Raw genomic sequence first — 26843 nt, forward strand, 5'->3', positions numbered from 1 at the left:
GTGAGTCGAGCAGTTTTAAGTTAAACTTTAAAACTGCTTTACAAACTGAACACTATAAGAATTATGGCAAAAAAACAAGATAAGAATACAGTACAGAGATTTAATAAAATCTCTATTGGTTTAGCATCACCAGAGTCTATTTTAGCAGAGTCTAGAGGTGAGGTTTTAAAACCAGAAACTATCAATTATCGTACACATAAACCAGAACGTGATGGTTTATTCTGTGAGCGTATTTTTGGTCCTGTTAAGGATTATGAATGTGCTTGTGGTAAATATAAGCGTATTAGATATAAAGGTATCGTTTGCGACCGTTGTGGAGTTGAAGTAACAGAAAAGAAAGTACGTCGTGACAGAGTAGGACATATTAATTTAGTTGTGCCTGTAGCACACATTTGGTATTTCCGTTCTTTACCTAACAAAATAGGATATTTATTAGGGTTACCATCTAAGAAATTAGATATGATTATCTACTACGAACGTTATGTAGTAATCCAACCAGGTAATGCTAAAAATGAAGAAGGTGAACCTTTACAAAAATTAGACTTTTTAACTGAAGAAGAATACCTAAATATTTTAGAGACACTTCCTCAAGATAATCAATATTTAGATGACACTGACCCAAGCAAGTTTGTTGCTAAAATGGGAGCTGAGTGTTTAATTGATTTATTAGCTAGAATTGACCTTGATGCGTTATCTTACGAGTTACGTCACAAAGCTAATACTGAAACTTCTAAACAACGTAAAACTGAAGCTTTAAAACGTTTACAAGTTGTTGAAGCTTTACGTGAGTCTAATGAGAATAGAGAGAATCGTCCAGAATGGATGATCATGAAAGTAGTGCCAATTATTCCGCCAGAATTAAGACCTTTAGTTCCTTTAGATGGTGGACGTTTTGCAACTTCAGATTTAAATGATTTATACCGTCGTGTTATTATTCGTAACAACCGTTTAAAGCGTTTAGTTGAAATTAAAGCTCCAGAAGTTATCTTACGTAACGAGAAACGTATGTTACAAGAATCAGTAGATTCATTATTTGATAACACACGTAAATCTTCTGCAGTAAAAACAGATTCTAACAGACCATTAAAATCATTATCAGATTCACTTAAAGGTAAGCAAGGACGTTTCCGTCAAAACTTACTTGGTAAGCGTGTTGATTATTCTGCACGTTCTGTAATTGTTGTTGGACCAGAACTTAAATTATTTGAGTGTGGTTTACCAAAAAATATGGCTGCTGAGCTTTATAAACCTTTTGTAATTAGAAAATTAATTGAAAGAGGTATTGTTAAGACAGTAAAATCTGCTAAGAAAATTATAGATAAAAGAGAGCCAGTTGTTTGGGATATCTTAGAGAATGTTTTAAAAGGACATCCAGTTCTTTTAAACCGTGCTCCTACGTTACACAGACTTGGTATCCAAGCGTTCCAACCTAAGTTAATTGAAGGAAAAGCAATACAATTACACCCATTAGTATGTACTGCATTTAATGCCGATTTTGATGGAGATCAAATGGCTGTCCACTTACCATTAGGACCTGAAGCAATCTTAGAATGTCAATTATTATTATTGGCATCTCACAATATATTAAATCCAGCAAATGGATCTCCAGTAACTGTACCTTCTCAGGATATGGTACTTGGTCTTTACTACATGACTAAGCACAGATATTCTACTCCAGAAGTACCAGTTAGAGGAGAAGGATTAACATTTTACTCGGCTGAAGAGGTAACAATTGCTTACAACGAAAAAAGAGTAGAATTAAATGCTGGTATAAAAGTAAGAACAAAGGACTTTAATGAAGCTGGTGAGTTAGTTTACCAAATTATTGAAACTACTGTTGGACGTGTATTATTTAACGAAAAAGTACCAGCAGCAGCAGGTTACATTAACCAGGTATTAACTAAAAAATCTTTAAGAGATATTATTGGTAATATCTTAAAAGTAACTAGTGTACCTGAAACAGCAGCTTTCTTAGATGAAATTAAAACTTTAGGATATAACTTTGCCTTTAGAGGTGGTTTATCATTTAGTTTAGGAGATATTATTATCCCACCAGAAAAGCAATCAATGATTGATGCTGCAAATACTAAAGTAGATGGTATTACTGGTAACTATAACATGGGATTAATTACTAATAATGAACGTTATAACCAAGTTATTGATATCTGGACTTCAACAAATGCAGAATTGACAGAATTGTCAATGAAACGTATTAGAGAAGATCAACAAGGATTCAACTCGGTATTTATGATGCTTGATTCTGGAGCTCGTGGATCTAAAGAACAGATTCGTCAGTTAACAGGTATGCGTGGATTAATGGCTAAGCCTAAAAAATCTACTGCAGGAGGTGGATCTATTATTGAAAATCCAATTTTATCTAACTTTAAGGAAGGTCTTTCAATTTTAGAATACTTTATATCAACTCACGGAGCTCGTAAAGGATTAGCCGATACAGCACTTAAAACTGCCGATGCAGGTTACTTGACACGTCGTTTAGTTGATGTTTCTCAAGATGTAATTGTTAACAGTGAAGACTGTGGTACATTAAGAGGTGTTGAAGTTACTGCATTAAAGAAAAATGATGAAGTAGTTGAAAAACTAGAAGCACGTATTGTTGGTCGTATTTCATTAAACGATGTATATGATCCTTTAACTGAAGAGGTTCTAGCTGAAGCAGGTCAATTAATTGATGAAGTAGTAGCTGCAAGAATTGAAAATTCACCAATTGAAGCTGTAGAAGTACGTTCACCATTATCTTGTGAAGCTAAAAAAGGAATTTGTGTTCAATGTTACGGTCGTAACCTAGCTACCAATAAAATGGTACAACGTGGTGAGGCTGTAGGTGTTGTTGCAGCACAATCTATTGGAGAACCAGGTACACAGTTAACACTTCGTACTTTCCACGTAGGAGGTATTGCAGGTAATATTTCAGAAGAAAATAAATTAGTAGCTAAGTTTGATGGAGTTGCAGAAATCGAAGATCTTAAAACTGTAAAAGGTTTAGATAACGATGGAAAAGAAGTAGATGTAGTTATCTCTCGTACTTCAGAACTTAAGTTAGTAGATAAAAAGACAGGTATTACTTTAAGTACTAATAACATTCCTTATGGTTCTCATGTTTTTGTTAAAAACGGAGATAAACTAAAAGCAGATGACGTTGTTTGTTCTTGGGATCCATATAACGGAGTTATTATTTCAGAATTTGCTGGAAAAGTTAGATATGAAAATATCGAACAAGGTATAACTTATCAAGTTGAAATTGATGAGCAAACAGGTTTCCAAGAAAAAGTAATTTCTGAATCTAGAAACAAAAAGTTAATTCCAACACTTATTGTAGAAGATGGTAAAGGTGAAGCAATTCGTTCTTACAACTTACCAGTAGGTGCACACATAATGATTGATGATGGAGATAAAGTTGAAGTTGGTAAAATCTTAGTTAAAATCCCACGTAAGTCTGCTAAAGCAGGAGATATTACAGGAGGTTTACCACGTGTAACAGAATTATTTGAAGCACGTAACCCTTCTAACCCAGCAGTTGTTAGTGCTATTGATGGTGTTGTTTCTTTTGGAAAAATTAAAAGAGGTAATCGTGAGATTATTGTAGAATCTAAGTTAGGTGAAATTAAAAAATATCTAGTTAAGTTATCTAGTCAAATCTTAGTTCAAGAAAATGACTTTATCAAAGCTGGTATGCCATTATCTGACGGTTCTGTAACACCAAATGATATCTTAAACATTAAAGGACCATCTGCAGTACAACAGTACTTAGTTAACGAGGTACAGGAAGTATACCGTTTACAAGGTGTAAAAATTAATGATAAGCACTTTGAGGTTGTTGTTAGACAAATGATGCGTAAAGTAAGAATTATTGATTCTGGAGATACTATTTTCCTTGAAGATCAATTAGCTCATAAATCTGATTTCATTGAAGAAAATGACAATATTTTCGGAATGAAAGTGGTTGAAAACGCTGGAGATTCTTCTAACTTAAAAGAAGGTCAGATTATATCTGCATTCCAATTAAGAGATGAAAATTCAATCTTACGTCGTGAAGATAAGCAACTTGTTGAAGCAAGAGACGCACAGCCAGCAACAGCTACGCCAATCTTACAAGGTATTACAAGAGCATCATTACAGACTAAGTCATTTATTTCGGCAGCATCATTCCAAGAAACTACTAAAGTTCTTAATGAAGCAGCAGTAAGTGGTAAAGTAGATACGCTTGAAGGACTTAAAGAAAACGTAATTGTAGGTCATCGTATACCAGCAGGTACAGGTATGCGTGCTTATGAAAACATAATTGTAGGTTCTAAAGAAGAATTTGATCAAATGATGAAAGCTAAACAAGAAGTTAACTACAACTAATGTTAGCATCATATATAAAATTCTAAATTATAATAACTAAAAGAATCCTGCTAACATGCAGGATTCTTTGTTTAAAACATAAATTAATGTCAGACAATAAGGATAATAAACCAAAACAAGGTCAAATTAATATTGAATTAGATGAAAAAATTGCAGAAGGAATTTATTCTAACCTTGCTATAATTAATCATTCAGTTTCAGAATTTGTTGTAGATTTTGTTAGCATAATGCCAGGTACGCCTAAAAGTAAAGTTAAATCAAGAATTATTTTGACGCCTCAACATGCTAAACGATTAATGAAAGCTTTAAGTGAAAATGTAAATCGATTTGAAAAAGCTCATGGTGAAATTAAAGATTATGATCAACCACCAATACCTTTAAATTTTGGTCCAACTGGACAAGCATAAAAAAACCTCTTTATAACTTTTATAAAGAGGTTTTTTTATGAAATAATTTTTTAATTGATTTTTGTTATTAAAAAATAAAAAATAATAGTTTTTAGTTATAGTCTTAGTTTTTGAAGGTTATTTATTTGGGGTTTAAAAGAAGAAATAATATTTAAACGCTAATTAGTATGTGTTTTGTTTATACGTCTTTTAAAAGCTCTTAAAACAATTATTTATTCATATTCTGATACATAATGAAATTTAATACTAGGATATTTCTGTTGAGTCATTTGTAATGAGAAAGACGAATCAGCTAAAAATACTAACTGTCCTCTTTTATCTTTTGCTAAAAACCTCTGCTTTACTCTTAAAAACTCTTTGTATTCATCATTTTTTTTATCAGTAGGTTCTATCCAGCAAGCTTTGTAAACATTTAAGTTTTCATATGTACATTTTGCTCCATATTCATGCTCTAATCTATATTGAATCACTTCATATTGTAGAGCTCCAACGGTACCAATAACTTTTCTTCCATTTAATTCAAGAGTAAAAAGTTGAGCTACACCTTCATCCATTAATTGGTCAATACCTTTATATAATTGTTTAGATTTTAATGGATCTGCATTATTTATGTATCTAAAATGTTCTGGTGAAAAGCTAGGTATTCCTTTGTAATTCAGTATCTCACCTTCAGTAAGTGTGTCTCCAATTTTAAAAGTTCCTGTATCTTGTAAACCAACAATATCCCCAGGATAAGAAATATCAACAATTTCTTTCTTTTCAGCAAAAAAAGCATTTGGGCTAGAAAATTTTACTTTTTTGTTATGTCTAACATGCAGATACTGAGTATTTCTTTTAAATTCACCGGACACTATTTTTATAAAGGCTAATCTATTTCGGTGATTAGGATCCATGTTAGCGTGGATCTTAAATACAAATCCAGAAAATTTATCCTCTTCTGGTTTAACTAAGCGTTCTTCACTATGTTTAGGGCGAGGTTTAGGTGCAATTTCAACAAAGCAATCTAATAATTCTCTTACTCCAAAACTATTTAATGCAGATCCAAAAAATACAGGTTGTAATTCTCCTTTCAAGTAGTCTTCATTTGTAAATTCAGGGTAAATTCCCTCAACTAATTCTATTTCTTCACGTAATGTTTCCGCTGCATTATCTCCCACTAAAGTGTTTAATTCATCACTGTTTAAATCACTAATTTCTATTGTGTCTTCTATATTTTTACGACTATCACCACTAAACAAGTTAATGTTTTTCTCCCAAATATTATAAATACCTTTAAAGTCATAACCCATTCCTATAGGAAAGCTTAAAGGAGTCACTTTTAATTTTAGTTTTTGTTCTATTTCATCAAGTAATTCAAAAGCATCTTTACCTTCTCTATCCATTTTATTAATGAAAACAATCATTGGGATATTACGCATTCTACAAACTTCAACTAATTTTTCAGTTTGTTCCTCAACACCTTTTGCGACGTCAATGACAACTATTACACTGTCAACAGCTGTTAATGTTCTAAATGTGTCTTCTGCAAAATCTTTGTGACCTGGTGTGTCTAAAATATTGATTTTGATTCCATTATATTCAAAAGCTAATACAGAAGTCGCTACGGATATACCACGTTGACGTTCAATTTCCATAAAGTCACTCGTCGCTCCTTTTTTTATTTTATTACTTTTTACAGCTCCAGCTTCGTTAATGGCTCCTCCAAACAGTAATAGTTTTTCAGTTAATGTTGTTTTTCCTGCATCTGGATGTGATATAATTCCAAATGTTCTTCTTCTTTGTATTTCTTCTAAAAATTTCATTAAAATCAATTTGTGCAAATATAAAATATAAAAGTTTTAAGGTTGATTAAACTTGATTTGTTTTATACATTCTAGAGTTAGTAATTAGGTTTAATTTTTTATTTTTTTAATTTTAGTATTAATATAACTTTTCAACTTTACAATAATTTGTGTCAGTGATTTTTATCTTTCAATGGTAGTAATTCTCGATGAATTAATCAATTGATTCTTTTTTTTGATAAAACGCACTTAAGCGTTTTATTTTGTTTTTTATCTATATTTTTTTATTAATATTGAATGATTTTATTTGTTTTTTGCTTAATTAATTTTTGTGTTTATCAACGTTATATTTGACCCTTTAACGAAAATTAACACTTTTGACTACTTAAGTCAACCTTAAACTTAATCTATGTTATATTTTCGCCCAGTGTTTTGTCTCAGCAGCTATAAACACAAATTAAATATTAGAATAAAATAATTCTCTCATCATGAAAATCTCTACTCGATTCTTTATTAAAAACAAATTTTATCTTTTTTCTTTTTTTATTATTCTCTTTTTCTGAAGTTTCTTATTCTCAATGTATTGGGCCTGATAATGATTGTGATAACGATGGTGTTGTTAATTCACAAGATTTAGATGATGATAATGATGGTATTTTAGATGAATTTGAATGTTTTTCTACAGGTGTAGTAGGTGTTTTAGGTCCTGAGTTAATACAAAATGGGGATTTTGAAGAAGGATACCGTCATTGGTATTCGGAATTAAATAGAGGTAGAAACAACAATAACGGTGGTGGAGGTGTTCCAGATACTAGTGGAGGTTGTGGTTCTCAAGGTTGGGTAGCAGTTTCACCATTCTCTTCAATTAATGGTGGTTGCAATAATCATTATAATTATAATGGAGGAACTCCAAATGGTGCAGATATTATTACTGATGCTGCTGGTGTTGGTAATAATATTTGGAATAATACAACACCATCTAACACGGGCGCTTGTAATGGTGATAATCATACAGATTATTCTCCTGACTCCACAACAAATAACTCTGTTTACATTGATCCCAACGATATTGCTGGTATAGCTTTCTGGAAGCAGGATATTACTAATATGGTTCCTAATACCGATTATGTTTTTTCTATGTGGGTAATGGTAATTGAGAATAGTCCACAGGTTGTATTAAGATTTGATAATACGGATATTTATACAGCTCCAACTTTAACAAGAACAACGGGAGGGAGTAATGGAGAAGATTCTTGGCAAGAGGTTTATTATTTTTTTAATTCAGGTACTTTATCTGGAACAAAAACTTTAGAGCTTGTTAATAATGTAGCTGGTTGTGCTGATAATGATTTCAGAATAGATAATATCTCTTTAAAGAAAAGTTGTCCTGATTCAGATAATGACGGTATCCCAAATCAATTAGATACAGATAGTGATAATGATGGCTGTTTTGATGCTTTAGAAGGAGGAGATAATATTTTAATATCAAATGTTAATACCGATGGTTCTCTAGATGGTGCGGTTAATTCTACAACGGGAGTTCCAAATAATGTAAATACTACAAGTGGTCAAACCGTTGGAGGTTCTATTGATGGAGTTCCTTCAGATTCAAATGGTCAATGTGATTCAGACGATGATGGGGTTGCTGATGCTGATGATATTTGTAATGGTTCAAATGATACAGTTGATGTAGATAATGATAATGTACCTGATGGTTGTGACCTAGATAATGATAATGATGGTATACTAGATGTAAATGAAGGATTTTGTTCTTCGCAAATTTTATCAGGGAGTTGGAATATAAGTGGCTCAACAGCCTCTTATGATTTTGGAAATGGAATTACAGCAGAAATTACAACTACAAACTCGTTACCGTTAACTTCTGGAACTTTTAGTAATGGTAATTTTTGGACTGAAAATTTAGCTAACTCTACTTCTTTAGAGAGCTCTTATATTTGGGGAACAACATTAACAGTAAACTATGTAGATTCATTAGGAAACCCAGTAACAGTAACTAATCCAATTCTTCATTTAGATAGAATTGGTGGTACAGATGGATCTACCACTCAGAACAGTGCTATAGTTACATTATTAAATGGCTTAACATGGAATAATTTATCAGGTACTTCAGATTTTGGAACGACTTCAAATACCGCATTTGATTCAGGTAACAATACTCCTGCTGATCCTGGACATAGTCAAGATGGAACTCAAGCTGATGCTGATGGTACTGCCTCAGGAACTTTACAAATAAATGGAGAAATATCAAGTTTTACTTTAGAATTTGTACAGGGAGGCTTGTTTGGAACAGGAACAGATGGAATTGAATTAATTTTGTCAGCATGTCAAAGTACAGACACTGATAATGATGGTACTCCTGATTATTTAGATTTAGATTCAGATAATGATGGATGTTTTGATGCGTTTGAAGGAGGAGATGCTATTGATAGTTCAGCTGTTGATGCTAATGGAGTTTTAACAGGAACAGTAAATAGTTCAACTGGAGTGCCAAATGATGTTGATGTTAATAATGGTCAAACTATTGGTTCAACACAAAACGATACAGTTCTTGATGATGAATGTAAAGTTAATATTACAATAGGTGATGTAACAGTAAACGAAGATATTGGTAATGCAACTGTTTCGGTAAGTTTAGATGTGGCAAGTAGTGTTGATACAGTGGTTGAGATAACAACAACAGATGGTACAGCAGAAGAACCTGGGGATTATACAAGTACAATAACAATAGTCACGATTCCAGCAGGAGATACAAGTGTAAATGTAAGTGTTCCTATTATTAATGACACTATAGATGAACCAAGTGAGGATTTCACAGTCAATGGAAATGTAACCAGTGGAAACACTATAAATACTGATCCAAGTGGAACAATTACGATCACAGATGATGATGGCGCACCAACAGTAAGTATTTCAGATGTTACGGTTCCAGAAGGCGATGATGCAGTATTCGCAGTAAGTTTGAGTAATCCAAGTAGTGAAGACATTACAGTTACTTTTACGATAGATGATGCTACAGCAGTAGAGACAGGTGATTATACAGAGCCAGTAACTTTGACTGTTACGATTCCAGCAGGAAGTACAACCGTTAATGTTACCGTTCCTACAGTAGAAGATACAACAAGTGAACCAACCGAGACTTTCGAGGTTAATATCACAGGAGCAGAGACAGATACGACTAATACAGCAGTTACAGTAAGTGACAATCAAGGTATTGGTACGATCACAGATGATGATGGCGCACCAACAGTTAGCATTGATAATGTTACGGTTCCAGAAGGCGATGATGCAGTATTCGCAGTAAGTTTGAGTAATCCAAGTAGTGAAGACATTACAGTTACTTTTACGATAGATGATGCTACAGCAGTAGAGACAGGTGATTATACAGAGCCAGTAACTTTGACTGTTACGATTCCAGCAGGAAGTACAACCGTTAATGTTACCGTTCCTACAGTAGAAGATACAACAAGTGAACCAACCGAGACTTTCGAGGTTAATATCACAGGAGCAGAGACAGATACGACTAATACAGCAGTTACAGTAAGTGACAATCAAGGTATTGGTACGATCACAGATGATGATGGCGCACCAACAGTAAGTATTTCAGATGTTACGGTTCCAGAAGGCGATGATGCAGTATTTGCAGTAAGTTTGAGTAATCCAAGTAGTGAAGACATTACAGTTACTTTTACGATAGATGATGCTACAGCAGTAGAGACAGGTGATTATACAGAGCCAGTAACTTTAACTGTTACGATTCCAGCAGGAAGTACAACCGTTAATGTTACCGTTCCTACAGTAGAAGATACAACAAGTGAACCAACCGAGACTTTCGAGGTTAATATCACAGGAGCAGAGACAGATACGACTAATACAGCAGTTACAGTAAGTGACAATCAAGGTATTGGTACGATCACAGATGATGATGGCGCACCAACAGTAAGTATTTCAGATGTTACGGTTCCAGAAGGCGATGATGCAGTATTCGCAGTAAGTTTGAGTAATCCAAGTAGTGAAGACATTACAGTTACTTTTACGATAGATGATGCTACAGCAGTAGAGACAGGTGATTATACAGAGCCAGTAACTTTGACTGTTACGATTCCAGCAGGAAGTACAACCGTTAATGTTACCGTTCCTACAGTAGAAGATACAACAAGTGAACCAACCGAGACTTTCGAGGTTAATATCACAGGAGCAGAGACAGATACGACTAATACAGCAGTTACAGTAAGTGACAATCAAGGTATTGGTACGATCACAGATGATGATGGCGCACCAACAGTTAGCATTGATAATGTTACGGTTCCAGAAGGCGATGATGCAGTATTCGCAGTAAGTTTGAGTAATCCAAGTAGTGAAGACATTACAGTTACTTTTACGATAGATGATGCTACAGCAGTAGAGACAGGTGATTATACAGAGCCAGTAACTTTGACTGTTACGATTCCAGCAGGAAGTACAACCGTTAATGTTACCGTTCCTACAGTAGAAGATACAACAAGTGAACCAACCGAGACTTTCGAGGTTAATATCACAGGAGCAGAGACAGATACGACTAATACAGCAGTTACAGTAAGTGACAATCAAGGTATTGGTACGATCACAGATGATGATGGCGCACCAACAGTAAGTATTTCAGATGTTACGGTTCCAGAAGGCGATGATGCAGTATTTGCAGTAAGTTTGAGTAATCCAAGTAGTGAAGACATTACAGTTACTTTTACGATAGATGATGCTACAGCAGTAGAGACAGGTGATTATACAGAGCCAGTAACTTTAACTGTTACGATTCCAGCAGGAAGTACAACCGTTAATGTTACCGTTCCTACAGTAGAAGATACAACAAGTGAACCAACCGAGACTTTCGAGGTTAATATCACAGGAGCAGAGACAGATACGACTAATACAGCAGTTACAGTAAGTGACAATCAAGGTATTGGTACGATCACAGATGATGATGGCGCACCAACAGTAAGTATTTCAGATGTTACGGTTCCAGAAGGCGATGATGCAGTATTCGCAGTAAGTTTGAGTAATCCAAGTAGTGAAGACATTACAGTTACTTTTACGATAGATGATGCTACAGCAGTAGAGACAGGTGATTATACAGAGCCAGTAACTTTGACTGTTACGATTCCAGCAGGAAGTACAACCGTTAATGTTACCGTTCCTACAGTAGAAGATACAACAAGTGAACCAACCGAGACTTTCGAGGTTAATATCACAGGAGCAGAGACAGATACGACTAATACAGCAGTTACAGTAAGTGACAATCAAGGTATTGGTACGATCACAGATGATGATGGCGCACCAACAGTTAGCATTGATAATGTTACGGTTCCAGAAGGCGATGATGCAGTATTCGCAGTAAGTTTGAGTAATCCAAGTAGTGAAGACATTACAGTTACTTTTACGATAGATGATGCTACAGCAGTAGAGACAGGTGATTATACAGAGCCAGTAACTTTGACTGTTACGATTCCAGCAGGAAGTACAACCGTTAATGTTACCGTTCCTACAGTAGAAGATACAACAAGTGAACCAACCGAGACTTTCGAGGTTAATATCACAGGAGCAGAGACAGATACGACTAATACAGCAGTTACAGTAAGTGACAATCAAGGTATTGGTACGATCACAGATGATGATGGCGCACCAACAGTAAGTATTTCAGATGTTACAGTTCCAGAAGGCGATGATGCAGTATTTGCAGTAAGTTTGAGTAATCCAAGTAGTGAAGACATTACAGTTACTTTTACGATAGATGATGCTACAGCAGTAGAGACAGGTGATTATACAGAGCCAGTAACTTTAACTGTTACGATTCCAGCAGGAAGTACAACCGTTAATGTTACCGTTCCTACAGTAGAAGATACAACAAGTGAACCAACCGAGACTTTCGAGGTTAATATCACAGGAGCAGAGACAGATACGACTAATACAGCAGTTACAGTAAGTGACAATCAAGGTATTGGTACGATCACAGATGATGATGGCGCACCAACAGTAAGTATTTCAGATGTTACGGTTCCAGAAGGCGATGATGCAGTATTCGCAGTAAGTTTGAGTAATCCAAGTAGTGAAGACATTACAGTTACTTTTACGATAGATGATGCTACAGCAGTAGAGACAGGTGATTATACAGAGCCAGTAACTTTGACTGTTACGATTCCAGCAGGAAGTACAACCGTTAATGTTACCGTTCCTACAGTAGAAGATACAACAAGTGAACCAACCGAGACTTTCGAGGTTAATATCACAGGAGCAGAGACAGATACGACTAATACAGCAGTTACAGTAAGTGACAATCAAGGTATTGGTACGATCACAGATGATGATGGCGCACCAACAGTTAGCATTGATAATGTTACGGTTCCAGAAGGCGATGATGCAGTATTCGCAGTAAGTTTGAGTAATCCAAGTAGTGAAGACATTACAGTTACTTTTACGATAGATGATGCTACAGCAGTAGAGACAGGTGATTATACAGAGCCAGTAACTTTGACTGTTACGATTCCAGCAGGAAGTACAACCGTTAATGTTACCGTTCCTACAGTAGAAGATACAACAAGTGAACCAACCGAGACTTTCGAGGTTAATATCACAGGAGCAGAGACAGATACGACTAATACAGCAGTTACAGTAAGTGACAATCAAGGTATTGGTACGATCACAGATGATGATGGCGCACCAACAGTAAGTATTTCAGATGTTACAGTTCCAGAAGGCGATGATGCAGTATTTGCAGTAAGTTTGAGTAATCCAAGTAGTGAAGACATTACAGTTACTTTTACGATAGATGATGCTACAGCAGTAGAGACAGGTGATTATACAGAGCCAGTAACTTTAACTGTTACGATTCCAGCAGGAAGTACAACCGTTAATGTTACCGTTCCTACAGTAGAAGATACAACAAGTGAACCAACCGAGACTTTCGAGGTTAATATCACAGGAGCAGAGACAGATACGACTAATACAGCAGTTACAGTAAGTGACAATCAAGGTATTGGTACGATCACAGATGATGATGGCGCACCAACAGTAAGTATTTCAGATGTTACGGTTCCAGAAGGCGATGATGCAGTATTCGCAGTAAGTTTGAGTAATCCAAGTAGTGAAGACATTACAGTTACTTTTACGATAGATGATGCTACAGCAGTAGAGACAGGTGATTATACAGAGCCAGTAACTTTAACTGTTACGATTCCAGCAGGAAGTACAACCGTTAATGTTACCGTTCCTACAGTAGAAGATACAACAAGTGAACCAACCGAGACTTTCGAGGTTAATATCACAGGAGCAGAGACAGATACGACTAATACAGCAGTTACAGTAAGTGACAATCAAGGTATTGGTACGATCACAGATGATGATGGCGCACCAACAGTAAGTATTTCAGATGTTACGGTTTCAGAAGGCGATGATGCAGTATTTGCAGTAAGTTTGAGTAATCCAAGTAGTGAAGACATTACAGTTACTTTTACGATAGATGATGCTACAGCAGTAGAGACAGGTGATTATACAGAGCCAGTAACTTTAACTGTTACGATTCCAGCAGGAAGTACAACCGTTAATGTTACCGTTCCTACAGTAGAAGATACAACAAGTGAACCAACCGAGACTTTCGAGGTTAATATCACAGGAGCAGAGACAGATACGACTAATACAGCAGTTACAGTAAGTGACAATCAAGGTATTGGTACGATCACAGATGATGATGGCGCACCAACAGTAAGTATTTCAGATGTTACGGTTCCAGAAGGCGATGATGCAGTATTCGCAGTAAGTTTGAGTAATCCAAGTAGTGAAGACATTACAGTTACTTTTACGATAGATGATGCTACAGCAGTAGAGACAGGTGATTATACAGAGCCAGTAACTTTAACTGTTACGATTCCAGCAGGAAGTACAACCGTTAATGTTACCGTTCCTACAGTAGAAGATACAACAAGTGAACCAACCGAGACTTTCGAGGTTAATATCACAGGAGCAGAGACAGATACGACTAATACAGCAGTTACAGTAAGTGACAATCAAGGTATTGGTACGATCACAGATGATGATGGCGCACCAACAGTAAGTATTTCAGATGTTACGGTTCCAGAAGGCGATGATGCAGTATTCGCAGTAAGTTTGAGTAATCCAAGTAGTGAAGACATTACAGTTACTTTTACGATAGATGATGCTACAGCAGTAGAGACAGGTGATTATACAGAGCCAGTAACTTTAACTGTTACGATTCCAGCAGGAAGTACAACCGTTAATGTTACCGTTCCTACAGTAGAAGATACAACAAGTGAACCAACCGAGACTTTCGAGGTTAATATCACAGGAGCAGAGACAGATACGACTAATACAGCAGTTACAGTAAGTGACAATCAAGGTATTGGTACGATCACAGATGATGATGGCGCACCAACAGTAAGTATTTCAGATGTTACGGTTCCAGAAGGCGATGATGCAGTATTTGCAGTAAGTTTGAGTAATCCAAGTAGTGAAGACATTACAGTTACTTTTACGATAGATGATGCTACAGCAGTAGAGACAGGTGATTATACAGAGCCAGTAACTTTAACTGTTACGATTCCAGCAGGAAGTACAACCGTTAATGTTACCGTTCCTACAGTAGAAGATACAACAAGTGAACCAACCGAGACTTTCGAGGTTAATATCACAGGAGCAGAGACAGATACGACTAATACAGCAGTTACAGTAAGTGACAATCAAGGTATTGGTACGATCACAGATGATGATGGCGCACCAACAGTAAGTATTTCAGATGTTACGGTTTCAGAAGGCGATGATGCAGTATTCGCAGTAAGTTTGAGTAATCCAAGTAGTGAAGACATTACAGTTACTTTTACGATAGATGATGCTACAGCAGTAGAGACAGGTGATTATACAGAGCCAGTAACTTTAACAGTTACGATTCCAGCAGGAAGTACAACCGTTAATGTTACCGTTCCTACAGTAGAAGATACAACAAGTGAACCAACCGAGACTTTCGAGGTTAATATCACAGGAGCAGAGACAGATACGACTAATACAGCAGTTACAGTAAGTGACAATCAAGGTATTGGTACGATCACAGATGATGATGGCGCACCAACAGTAAGTATTTCAGATGTTACAGTTCCAGAAGGCGATGATGCAGTATTCGCAGTAAGTTTGAGTAATCCAAGTAGTGAAGACATTACAGTTACTTTTACGATAGATGATGCTACAGCAGTAGAGACAGGTGATTATACAGAGCCAGTAACTTTAACAGTTACGATTCCAGCAGGAAGTACAACCGTTAATGTTACCGTTCCTACAGTAGAAGATACAACAAGTGAACCAACCGAGACTTTCGAGGTTAATATCACAGGAGCAGAGACAGATACGACTAATACAGCAGTTACAGTAAGTGACAATCAAGGTATTGGTACGATCACAGATGATGATGGCGCACCAACAGTAAGTATTTCAGATGTTACGGTTTCAGAAGGCGATGATGCAGTATTCGCAGTAAGTTTGAGTAATCCAAGTAGTGAAGACATTACAGTTACTTTTACGATAGATGATGCTACAGCAGTAGAGACAGGTGATTATACAGAGCCAGTAACTTTAACTGTTACGATTCCAGCAGGAAGTACAACCGTTAATGTTACCGTTCCTACAGTAGAAGATACAACAAGTGAACCAACCGAGACTTTCGAGGTTAATATCACAGGAGCAGAGACAGATACGACTAATACAGCAGTTACAGTAAGTGACAATCAAGGTATTGGTACGATCACAGATGATGATGGCGCACCAACAGTAAGTATTTCAGATGTTACAGTTCCAGAAGGCGATGATGCAGTATTCGCAGTAAGTTTGAGTAATCCAAGTAGTGAAGACATTACAGTTACTTTTACGATAGATGATGCTACAGCAGTAGAGACAGGTGATTATACAGAGCCAGTAACTTTAACAGTTACGATTCCAGCAGGAAGTACAACCGTTAATGTTACCGTTCCTACAGTAGAAGATACAACAAGTGAACCAACCGAGACTTTCGAGGTTAATATCACAGGAGCAGAGACAGATACGACTAATACAGCAGTTACAGTAAGTGACAATCAAGGTATTGGTACGATCACAGATGATGATGGCGCACCAACAGTAAGTATTTCAGATGTTACGGTTCCAGAAGGCGATGATGCAGTATTCGCAGTAAGTTTGAGTAATCCAAGTAGTGAAGACATTACAGTTACTTTTACGATAGATGATGCTACAGCAGTAGAGACAGGTGATTATACAGAGCCAGTAACTTTAACTGTTACGATTCCAGCAGGAAGTACAACCGTTAATGTTACCGTTCCTACAGTAGAAGATACAACAAGTGAACCAACCGAGACTTTCGAGGTTAATATCACAGGAGCAGAGACAGATACGACTAATACAGCAGTTACAGTAAGTGACAATCAAGGTATTGGTACGATCACAGATGATGATGGCGCACCAACAGTAAGTATTTCAGATGTTACGGTTCCAGAAGGCGATGATGCAGTATTTGCAGTAAGTTTAAGTAATCCAAGTAGTGAAGACATTACAGTTACTTTTACGATAGATGATGCTACAGCAGTAGAGACAGGTGATTATACAGAGCCAGTAACTTTGACTGTTACGATTCCAGCAGGAAGTACAACCGTTAATGTTACCGTTCCTACAGTAGAAGATACAACAAGTGAACCAACCGAGACTTTCGAGGTTAATATCACAGGAGCAGAGACAGATACGACTAATACAGCAGTTACAGTAAGTGACAATCAAGGTATTGGTACGATCACAGATGATGATGGCGCACCAACAGTAAGTATTTCAGATGTTACGGTTCCAGAAGGCGATGATGCAGTATTCGCAGTAAGTTTGAGTAATCCAAGTAGTGAAGACATTACAGTTACTTTTACGATAGATGATGCTACAGCAGTAGAGACAGGTGATTATACAGAGCCAGTAACTTTAACTGTTACGATTCCAGCAGGAAGTACAACCGTTAATGTTACCGTTCCTACAGTAGAAGATACAACAAGTGAACCAACCGAGACTTTCGAGGTTAATATTACAGGAGCAGAGACAGATACGACTAATACAGCAGTTACAGTAAGTGACAATCAAGGTATTGGTACGATCACAGATGATGATGGCGCACCAACAGTAAGTATTTCAGATGTTACGGTTCCAGAAGGCGATGATGCAGTATTTGCAGTAAGTTTGAGTAATCCAAGTAGTGAAGACATTACAGTTACTTTTACGATAGATGATGCTACAGCAGTAGAGACAGGTGATTATACAGAGCCAGTAACTTTAACTGTTACGATTCCAGCAGGAAGTACAACCGTTAATGTTACCGTTCCTACAGTAGAAGATACAACAAGTGAACCAACCGAGACTTTCGAGGTTAATATCACAGGAGCAGAGACAGATACGACTAATACAGCAGTTACAGTAAGTGACAATCAAGGTATTGGTACGATCACAGATGATGATGGCGCACCAACAGTAAGTATTTCAGATGTTACGGTTCCAGAAGGCGATGATGCAGTATTCGCAGTAAGTTTGAGTAATCCAAGTAGTGAAGACATTACAGTTACTTTTACGATAGATGATGCTACAGCAGTAGAGACAGGTGATTATACAGAGCCAGTAACTTTAACTGTTACGATTCCAGCAGGAAGTACAACCGTTAATGTTACCGTTCCTACAGTAGAAGATACAACAAGTGAACCAACCGAGACTTTCGAGGTTAATATCACAGGAGCAGAGACAGATACGACTAATACAGCAGTTACAGTAAGTGACAATCAAGGTATTGGTACGATCACAGATGATGATGGCGCACCAACAGTAAGTATTTCAGATGTTACGGTTCCAGAAGGCGATGATGCAGTATTTGCAGTAAGTTTGAGTAATCCAAGTAGTGAAGACATTACAGTTACTTTTACGATAGATGATGCTACAGCAGTAGAGACAGGTGATTATACAGAGCCAGTAACTTTAACAGTTACGATTCCAGCAGGAAGTACAACCGTTAATGTTACCGTTCCTACAGTAGAAGATACAACAAGTGAACCAACCGAGACTTTCGAGGTTAATATCACAGGAGCAGAGACAGATACGACTAATACAGCAGTTACAGTAAGTGACAATCAAGGTATTGGTACGATCACAGATGATGATGGCGCACCAATAGTAAGTATTTCAGATGTTACGGTTCCAGAAGGCGATGATGCAGTATTTGCAGTAAGTTTGAGTAATCCAAGTAGTGTTGATACAGTAGTAGATATTGTAACGACCACAGGAACAGCAGGAACGGATGACTATACAGAAGTAACGACTACAGTAACAATTCCAGCAGGCGATACCAGTGTAGCTGTTGTGATTCCAACAACGGATGATATAGAAGTTGAATTAGACGAAACATTTACAGTAGATGGAACCGTGAATAGTGGAAACACTACTAATACAAATCCAAGTGGAACAGTAACAATCTTAGATAATGACATTGACACAGATGGAGACGGAGTATTAGACGGAACAGAAGTTACTAACGGAACAGATCCAAACGATGCATGTGACTACAACGTAGCAGATATCACAGAAGTTATAACATCAACAAACGATTGTGATAATGACGGATTAACAGATGCAGACGAAGTAAATGGACCAGATGGAGACCCAACAACCGATGATGGAACAGACCCAACAGATCCAGATACAGATGGAGACGGAGTATTAGACGGAACAGAAGTTATCAACGGAACAGATCCAAACGATGCATGTGACTACAACGTAGCAGATATTACAGAAGTTATAACATCAACAAACGATTGTGATAATGACGGATTAACAGATGCAGACGAAGTAAATGGACCAGATGGAGACCCAACAACCGATGATGGAACAGACCCAACAGATCCTGACACAGATGGAGACGGAGTATTAGACGGAACAGAAGTTACCAACGGAACAGATCCAAACGATGCATGTGACTACAACGTAGCAGATATCACAGAAGTTATAACATCAACAAACGATTGTGATAATGACGGATTAACAGATGCAGACGAAGTAAATGGACCAGATGGAGACCCAACAACCGATGATGGAACAGACCCAACAGATCCAGATACAGATGGAGACGGAGTATTAGACGGAACAGAAGTTACCAACGGAACAGATCCAAACGATGCATGTGACTACAACGTAGCAGATATTACAGAAGTTATAACATCAACAAACGATTGTGATAATGACGGATTAACAGATGCAGACGAAGTAAATGGACCAGATGGAGACCCAACAACCGATGATGGAACAGACCCAACAGATCCTGACACAGATGGAGACGGAGTATTAGACGGAACAGAAGTTACCAACGGAACAGATCCAAACGATGCATGTGACTACAACGTAGCAGATATCACAGAAGTTATAACATCAACAAACGATTGTGATAATGACGGATTAACAGATGCAGACGAAGTAAACGGACCAGATGGAGATCCAACCACAGATGATGGAACAGACCCAACAGATCCAGATACAGATGGAGACGGAGTATTAGACGGAACAGAAGTTACCAACGGAACAGATCCAAACGATGCATGTGATTACAATGTAGCAGATATCACAGAAGTTATTACATCAACAAACGATTGTGATAATGACGGATTAACAGATGCAGACGAAGTAAATGGACCAGATGGAGACCCAACCACAGATGATGGAACAGACCCAACAGATCCAGATACAGATGGAGACGGAGTATTAGACGGAACAGAAGTTACCAACGGAACAGATCCAAACGATGCATGTGATTACAATGTAGCAGATATCACAGAAGTTATTACATCAACAAACGATTGTGATAATGACGGATTAACAGATGCAGACGAAGTAAATGGACCAGATGGAGATCCAACCACAGATGATGGAACAGACCCAACAGATCCAGATACAGATGGAGACGGAGTATTAGACGGAACAGAAGTTACCAACGGAACAGATCCAAACGATGCATGTGACTACAACGTAGCAGATATTACAGAAGTTATAACATCAACAAACGATTGTGATAATGACGGATTAACAGATGCAGACGAAGTAAATGGACCAGATGGAGACCCAACAACCGATGATGGAACAGACCCAACAGATCCTGACACAGATGGAGACGGAGTATTAGACGGAACAGAAGTTACCAACGGAACAGATCCAAACGATGCATGTGACTACAACGTAGCAGATATCACAGAAGTTATAACATCAACAAACGATTGTGATAATGACGGATTAACAGATGCAGACGAAGTAAACGGACCAGATGGAGATCCAACCACAGATGATGGAACAGACCCAACAGATCCAGATACAGATGGAGACGGAGTATTAGACGGAACAGAAGTTACCAACGGAACAGATCCAAACGATGCATGTGATTACAACGTAGCAGATATTACAGAAGTTATTACATCAACAAACGATTGTGATAATGACGGATTAACAGATGCAGACGAAGTAAATGGACCAGATGGAGACCCAACCACAGATGATGGAACAGACCCAACAGATCCAGATACAGATGGAGACGGAGTATTAGACGGAACAGAAGTTACCAACGGAACAGATCCAAACGATGCATGTGATTACAATGTAGCAGATATTACAGAAGTTATAACATCAACAAACGATTGTGATAATGACGGATTAACAGATGCAGACGAAGTAAACGGACCAGATGGAGATCCAACCACAGATGATGGAACAGACCCAACAGATCCAGATACAGATGGAGACGGAGTATTAGACGGAACAGAAGTTACCAACGGAACAGATCCAAACGATGCATGTGATTACAACGTAGCAGATATCACAGAAGTTATAACATCAACAAACGATTGTGATAATGACGGATTAACAGATGCAGACGAAGTAAATGGACCAGATGGAGATCCAACCACAGATGATGGAACAGACCCAACAGATCCAGATACAGATGGAGACGGAGTATTAGACGGAACAGAAGTTACCAACGGAACAGATCCAAACGATGCATGTGATTACAACGTAGCAGATATTACAGAAGTTATTACATCAACAAACGATTGTGATAATGACGGATTAACAGATGCAGACGAAGTAAATGGACCAGATGGAGATCCAACCACAGATGATGGAACAGACCCAACAGATCCAGATACAGATGGAGACGGAGTATTAGACGGAACAGAAGTTTTAGATGATAATACAGATCCAAATGATGCATGTGATTATAATGTTGATAGTATCACTGAAACTCTTGATAACGAATTCCTTAATGCAGATTGTGATGGAGATGGAGTTTCAAATGGTCAAGAGATAATTGATGGAACAGATCCAATAGATCCTTGTGATTATTTTGCAACAAATCAAGATCTTATAATAGTAACGGAAGCATGGGAAGCTTTAGATTGTGACGGAGATGGAGTTGTTAACGGAACAGAATTAGTTGATGCTACAGATCCTCAAGACCCATGTGATTTCTTAATAACTAGTACTACAGTTCCTCAATCACAAGATTGGTTACTTGGAGACTGTGATTCAGATAATGTTCCAAATGGTGAAGAATTACCTTTAGGAGATACAGATGGAGACGGAACACCAAACTTGTTAGATTCGGACGATGATAATGATGGTGTTGATACAATTAACGAAGACTATGCTGACGTAGACGATTCTGATGGAGATATTAATCCTGATGGAGATAATGACCCTACTAACGACGATAGTGATGGTGACGGTATCCCAGATTATTTAGATACTGATGATGACAATGATGGTATCTTAACTGAAGATGAGTATCCTGATCCAAACCTTGACGGAATTGGTTTTGGTGGTGATGCAGTAGATAGTGATGGTGATGGTTTACCTGATTATTTAGATGTTAATAACGCTACTCCTTCAGAAGATGAATTAGAGATATTCAATGCTGTAACTCCTAATGGAGATGGTGATAATGATGTGTTTGTGATTAGAAACATCGAATTATACCCAGAAAATACAGTAAGAATTTATAACAGATGGGGAGTTATTGTTTATGAAACAACAGGTTACGCTCAAAACGGAAACTTCTTTAAAGGAGAGTCTAATGGAAGAGTAAATGTTAAAGTTGAAAAACAATTACCAGTAGGAACTTACTTCTACATAGTTGAATATGATAACGGAAGTGAAACTAAATCAAGAGCTGGATATCTATATATTCAACGATAGATAATAGTTAAAAAAAGAGGTAGCTATTCAATAGCTACCTCTATAAAAAATAATTATACCTTTTTATAATGAAAAATAGAATTTTAATTTTAATAGTTCTTATTAGTACTATAAGCTTTGTTGAAGTTTCTGCTCAACAAGATGCTCAATATACTCAGTATATGTATAATACTATGAGTGTAAATCCTGCTTACGCAGGAGCAAGGGATGGGTTAAGTGCTTTACTATTATACCGTACTCAATGGGTAGGTTTAGATGGAGCTCCAGACACAGCTACTTTTAATATTCATTCTCCATTAGGAGGAGAGGATGGTAAGGTCGGATTAGGTTTGTCAATTGTTAATGATCGTATTGGTCCAACTCAAGAAACATATGTTGATATTGATTTCTCGTATACTATTAATACGTCGGATCAAGGTAGATTGTCTTTAGGGTTGAAAGCTGGAGGTCATTTACTAGATATCAGATATTCTGAATTAAGTCAATATAATAGTGGAGACGTTTTATTAAATACAGATATTGAAAATAAGTTTTCACCCAATATAGGAGCTGGTATATACTATCGAAATGCAGATAAATGGTATGTAGGGCTTTCTGTTCCTAATTTATTAGAAACAACACACTTTGATGAATCTTCATTGTCTGAGGCTACTGAAAGAATGAATGCTTATTTAATGGGAGGTTACGTTTTTGATGTTAATAGAGATCTTAAATTAAAACCAGCATTTCTAGTTAAAGCTGTAACTGGTGCACCTCTTCAAGCAGATGTAACTTTAAATGCTTTATATCAAGAAAAATTCACTTTTGGTTTAGCTTACCGTTGGGATGCAGCATTAAGTGGTTTATTAGGTTACCAAGTATCAGAAAGTGTAATGCTAGGTTTTGGTTATGATAGAGAAACAACAGACCTTGGTCAAACTCAGTTTAATTCAGGTTCATTTGAAGTCTTTTTAAGATTTGAACCAAGAAATCTAACTAAAATTTTATCACCAAGATTCTTTTAAATATATTCATTATATAAATTATGAAAAACACATATATACTTTCTACTTTAATACTTGTGCTTTCGTTTACATTCTCATTTGCACAAGATGATGGTATTTCTAGTAATACAGAAAAACAGTACGATAAACTTTCTTATGTAAAAACAACAAAGGCTTTATTAAAGCTTGTAGAAAAAGGTAATAAAACACCAGAAGTCTATAAAAAGTTAGCCAATTCTTACTATTTTAATTCTAAAATGGAAGATGCTGCAAAATGGTATGGAGAACTGTTTATGCTTAATGCAGTGATTGAGTACGAATACTATTACAGATATGCCATGAGCTTAAAAGCTATTGGTGATTATGAAGGGGCTAACGCTAAAATGAGGGAATTTGCTACATTAAAACCTGATGATTCTAGAGCTGTTTTATTTTTAAAATCGCCGAATTATCTAGAAGTAATTGAAGCGATGTCAGCGGATTTTGAATTAGAAAATTTAGACTTTAACTCAAGTTTTTCGGACTTTGGAACCTCATTTTTTAAAGATGGAATTGTTTTTGCTTCATCAAGAGGTGATGGTAAATTATACAAATGGAACGAACAACCATTCTTAGATTTATATTTTAAGAGTGATGACTCTACAACTGTTAAAGATTTCTCTAATAGTATAAATACAAAATTCCATGAATCATCAACATCATTTACCAAAGATGGTAAAACAATATATTTTACTAGAAATAATTACTTTAAAGGTAAGGTTAGAAAAAGTGATGAAAAAGTAAATGGGCTTAAAATTTTTAAAGCAGAATTGGTTAATGGTTCATGGACAAATATTATAAGCATGCCTTTTAATAATAATGAATATAATGTAGCACATCCAGCTTTAAGTTTGGATGAAACTAAGTTATATTTTGCTAGTGATATGCCAGGAACTCATGGTAAATCTGATATTTACTATGTAGATATTTTAGAAGATGGTGCCTATGGAGAGCCTGTTAATTTAGGAAGCGCTGTAAATACAGAAGGAAGAGAGAATTTTCCATATATGAGTAACAAGGGAACTCTTTACTTCTCTTCAGATGGGCATCAAGGTTTAGGAGGTTTAGATGTGTTTATGATTAAGTTAAACGATCCTGATCATACAGTTACTAATTTAGGTAAGCCAATTAACAGTTCTAGAGATGATTTTGAGTTTATTATAGACGAATTTTCAAATGAAGGTTACCTAACATCTAATAGGTACAATGGTAAAGGAGATGATGACATTTATAAATTTACCAGAACATTCTGTACTCAATTTGTTTATGGAACTACAGTTAATAAATTAACTAACGTTATTATACCTTATGCAAGTGTAGTTGTAATTAATGAAAAAGGTGTAGAAGTACAAAATTTGACCTCTGATCAAAATGGAGCTTTTAGTTATGAAGGACCTTGTAATAAACAAAAATATAGCATCATTACATCAAAAGATGGATACATACAATCAGAACAAACATTTGTAGTAAAACCTAGAAAAAAAGAAGATATAGTTTTAAAACTTAATTTGACACCAGCAACTCAACAACCAGCTGAAGTAGGTATGGATTTAGTTGAAGTCTTAAACTTAAACCCAATTTATTTTGATTTTGATAAATCTAATATTAGACCAGATGCTGAAATTGAATTAAAGAAAGTTATTGATTATATGACTAAATACCCTTCTGTTAGAATTGATGTACAATCACACACAGATTCAAGAGCATCAGATGATTATAACTGGGCTTTGTCTAACCGAAGAAATGTGTCTACAAAACAATACATTATCCAAAAAGGAGGTATTGCAGCAGATAGATTGGAAGGAAAAGGCTACGGAGAAACGATGTTGGTTAATAGATGTAGTAATGATGTTAAATGTACTGAAGAAGAACACGATTTAAACAGACGAAGTAATTTTATTATCATAAATAACTAAGCGTAAAATCGTTTAATTTAATAATAAAAAAAGCACCTTTTAAGGTGCTTTTTTTATTAAAATTACTCAAAAATAAAAAAGACAAAATTCTAAGTATTAACTTTGTTTATCATAACGTAATTAATGAAAGAAGAACAAGTAATATTAGTAAATCAGTTTGACGAGCAAATTGGCTTAATGCCAAAAATGGAAGCACATGAAAAAGCCTTACTTCATAGAGCATTTTCAGTTTTTGTTTTTAATGATAAAAACGAATTAATGTTACAACAAAGAGCTTTAAGTAAATACCATTCACCTGGACTTTGGACCAATACTTGTTGTAGTCATCAAAGAGATGGTGAAACTAATTTACAAGCTGGAACAAGACGTTTACAAGAAGAAATGGGATTTACAACAACATTAGTTGAAAAAACCTCCTTCATTTATAAAGCACCTTTTGATAATGGTTTAACCGAGCATGAATTAGATCATATTATGGTTGGATACTATCAGGAAGAACCAGTGATTAATAAAGATGAAGTTGAAAGTTGGAAATGGATGCCTTTAGAAGACGTTAGACAAGACATAATTAATCAACCTGAGTTGTATACAGCTTGGTTTAAAATTATATTTGATAAGTTTTACCAATTTATAAATATTAGCAATGAAAGTAACAGTTAGTAGAAAAGCACATTTTAATGCAGCACATAGGCTATATCGTAAAGATTGGACCAATGAAAAAAATGACCAGATATTTGGTAAGTGTAACAATGCTAATTTTCATGGACATAATTACGAGTTAATTGCTAGTGTAACAGGTACAATAGACCCAGAAACAGGTTATGTTATTGATGTTAAAATCTTAAAAGAGATCATAAAGTCAGAAGTAGAGGACGCTTTTGATCATAAAAACCTCAATCTAGATGTGCCTGAGTTTAAAGATTTAAATCCTACAGCAGAAAATATAGTTGTAGTTATTTATAATAAAGTTAAAGCAAAACTTAAATCTGATTTAGATCTAGAAATAACACTTTATGAGACACCTAGAAACTTTGTAAAGTATTCAGGAGAATAATT

The 26843-nt window shown here is 36.1% G+C and carries 8 protein-coding genes; 7 read left to right on the forward strand and 1 reads right to left on the reverse strand.

What is annotated here, in order from left to right:
* Nucleotides 1-63 precede the first annotated feature (63 nt).
* Together rpoC and AC0L4B_RS08135 are read left to right on the forward strand one after the other, a co-directional pair.
* Entirely contained in the window at nucleotides 64-4365 is a 4302-nt protein-coding gene (gene rpoC / locus AC0L4B_RS08130; RefSeq protein ID WP_289045081.1) for a DNA-directed RNA polymerase subunit beta', read from the forward strand.
* A gap of 86 nt (nucleotides 4366-4451) precedes the next feature.
* Nucleotides 4452-4772: a DUF3467 domain-containing protein gene (locus AC0L4B_RS08135; RefSeq protein WP_473439323.1), complete on the forward strand. Its 321-nt coding sequence runs from the start codon at nucleotides 4452-4454 to the stop codon at nucleotides 4770-4772.
* A gap of 212 nt (nucleotides 4773-4984) precedes the next feature.
* On the opposite strand, the gene AC0L4B_RS08140 is transcribed toward AC0L4B_RS08135, so the two are convergent.
* On the reverse strand, nucleotides 4985-6574 hold the full coding sequence (locus tag AC0L4B_RS08140) for a peptide chain release factor 3 (RefSeq protein WP_473439324.1): 1590 nt from the start codon (nucleotides 6572-6574) through the stop codon (nucleotides 4985-4987).
* Nucleotides 6575-7660: 1086 nt separating this feature from the next.
* On the opposite strand from AC0L4B_RS08140, the gene AC0L4B_RS08145 reads away from it, so the two are divergent.
* The 5 genes from AC0L4B_RS08145 to AC0L4B_RS08165 all read left to right on the forward strand — a co-directional run bounded on the left by AC0L4B_RS08145 (nucleotide 7661) and on the right by AC0L4B_RS08165 (nucleotide 26841).
* Complete coding sequence (locus AC0L4B_RS08145) at nucleotides 7661-22849, forward strand: Calx-beta domain-containing protein (protein WP_473439325.1); 15189 nt, start codon at nucleotides 7661-7663, stop codon at nucleotides 22847-22849.
* A 68-nt stretch (nucleotides 22850-22917) separates the two neighbouring features.
* On the forward strand, nucleotides 22918-23853 hold the full coding sequence (locus AC0L4B_RS08150; protein WP_473439326.1) for a PorP/SprF family type IX secretion system membrane protein: 936 nt from the start codon (nucleotides 22918-22920) through the stop codon (nucleotides 23851-23853).
* Nucleotides 23854-23873: 20 nt separating this feature from the next.
* Nucleotides 23874-25787, forward strand: coding sequence for an OmpA family protein (locus AC0L4B_RS08155; protein ID WP_473439327.1), 1914 nt, complete (start codon nucleotides 23874-23876; stop codon nucleotides 25785-25787).
* A 123-nt stretch (nucleotides 25788-25910) separates the two neighbouring features.
* A complete protein-coding gene (gene idi, locus AC0L4B_RS08160; RefSeq protein WP_473439328.1) occupies nucleotides 25911-26447 on the forward strand; it encodes an isopentenyl-diphosphate Delta-isomerase in 537 nt (178 codons plus the stop codon).
* Complete coding sequence (locus AC0L4B_RS08165; protein ID WP_473439329.1) at nucleotides 26431-26841, forward strand: 6-pyruvoyl trahydropterin synthase family protein; 411 nt, start codon at nucleotides 26431-26433, stop codon at nucleotides 26839-26841. Before idi ends, AC0L4B_RS08165 begins: the two co-directional genes overlap by 17 nt.
* Nucleotides 26842-26843 lie beyond the last annotated feature (2 nt).

Source organism: Olleya sp. NP1-10 (genome assembly GCF_055804415.1).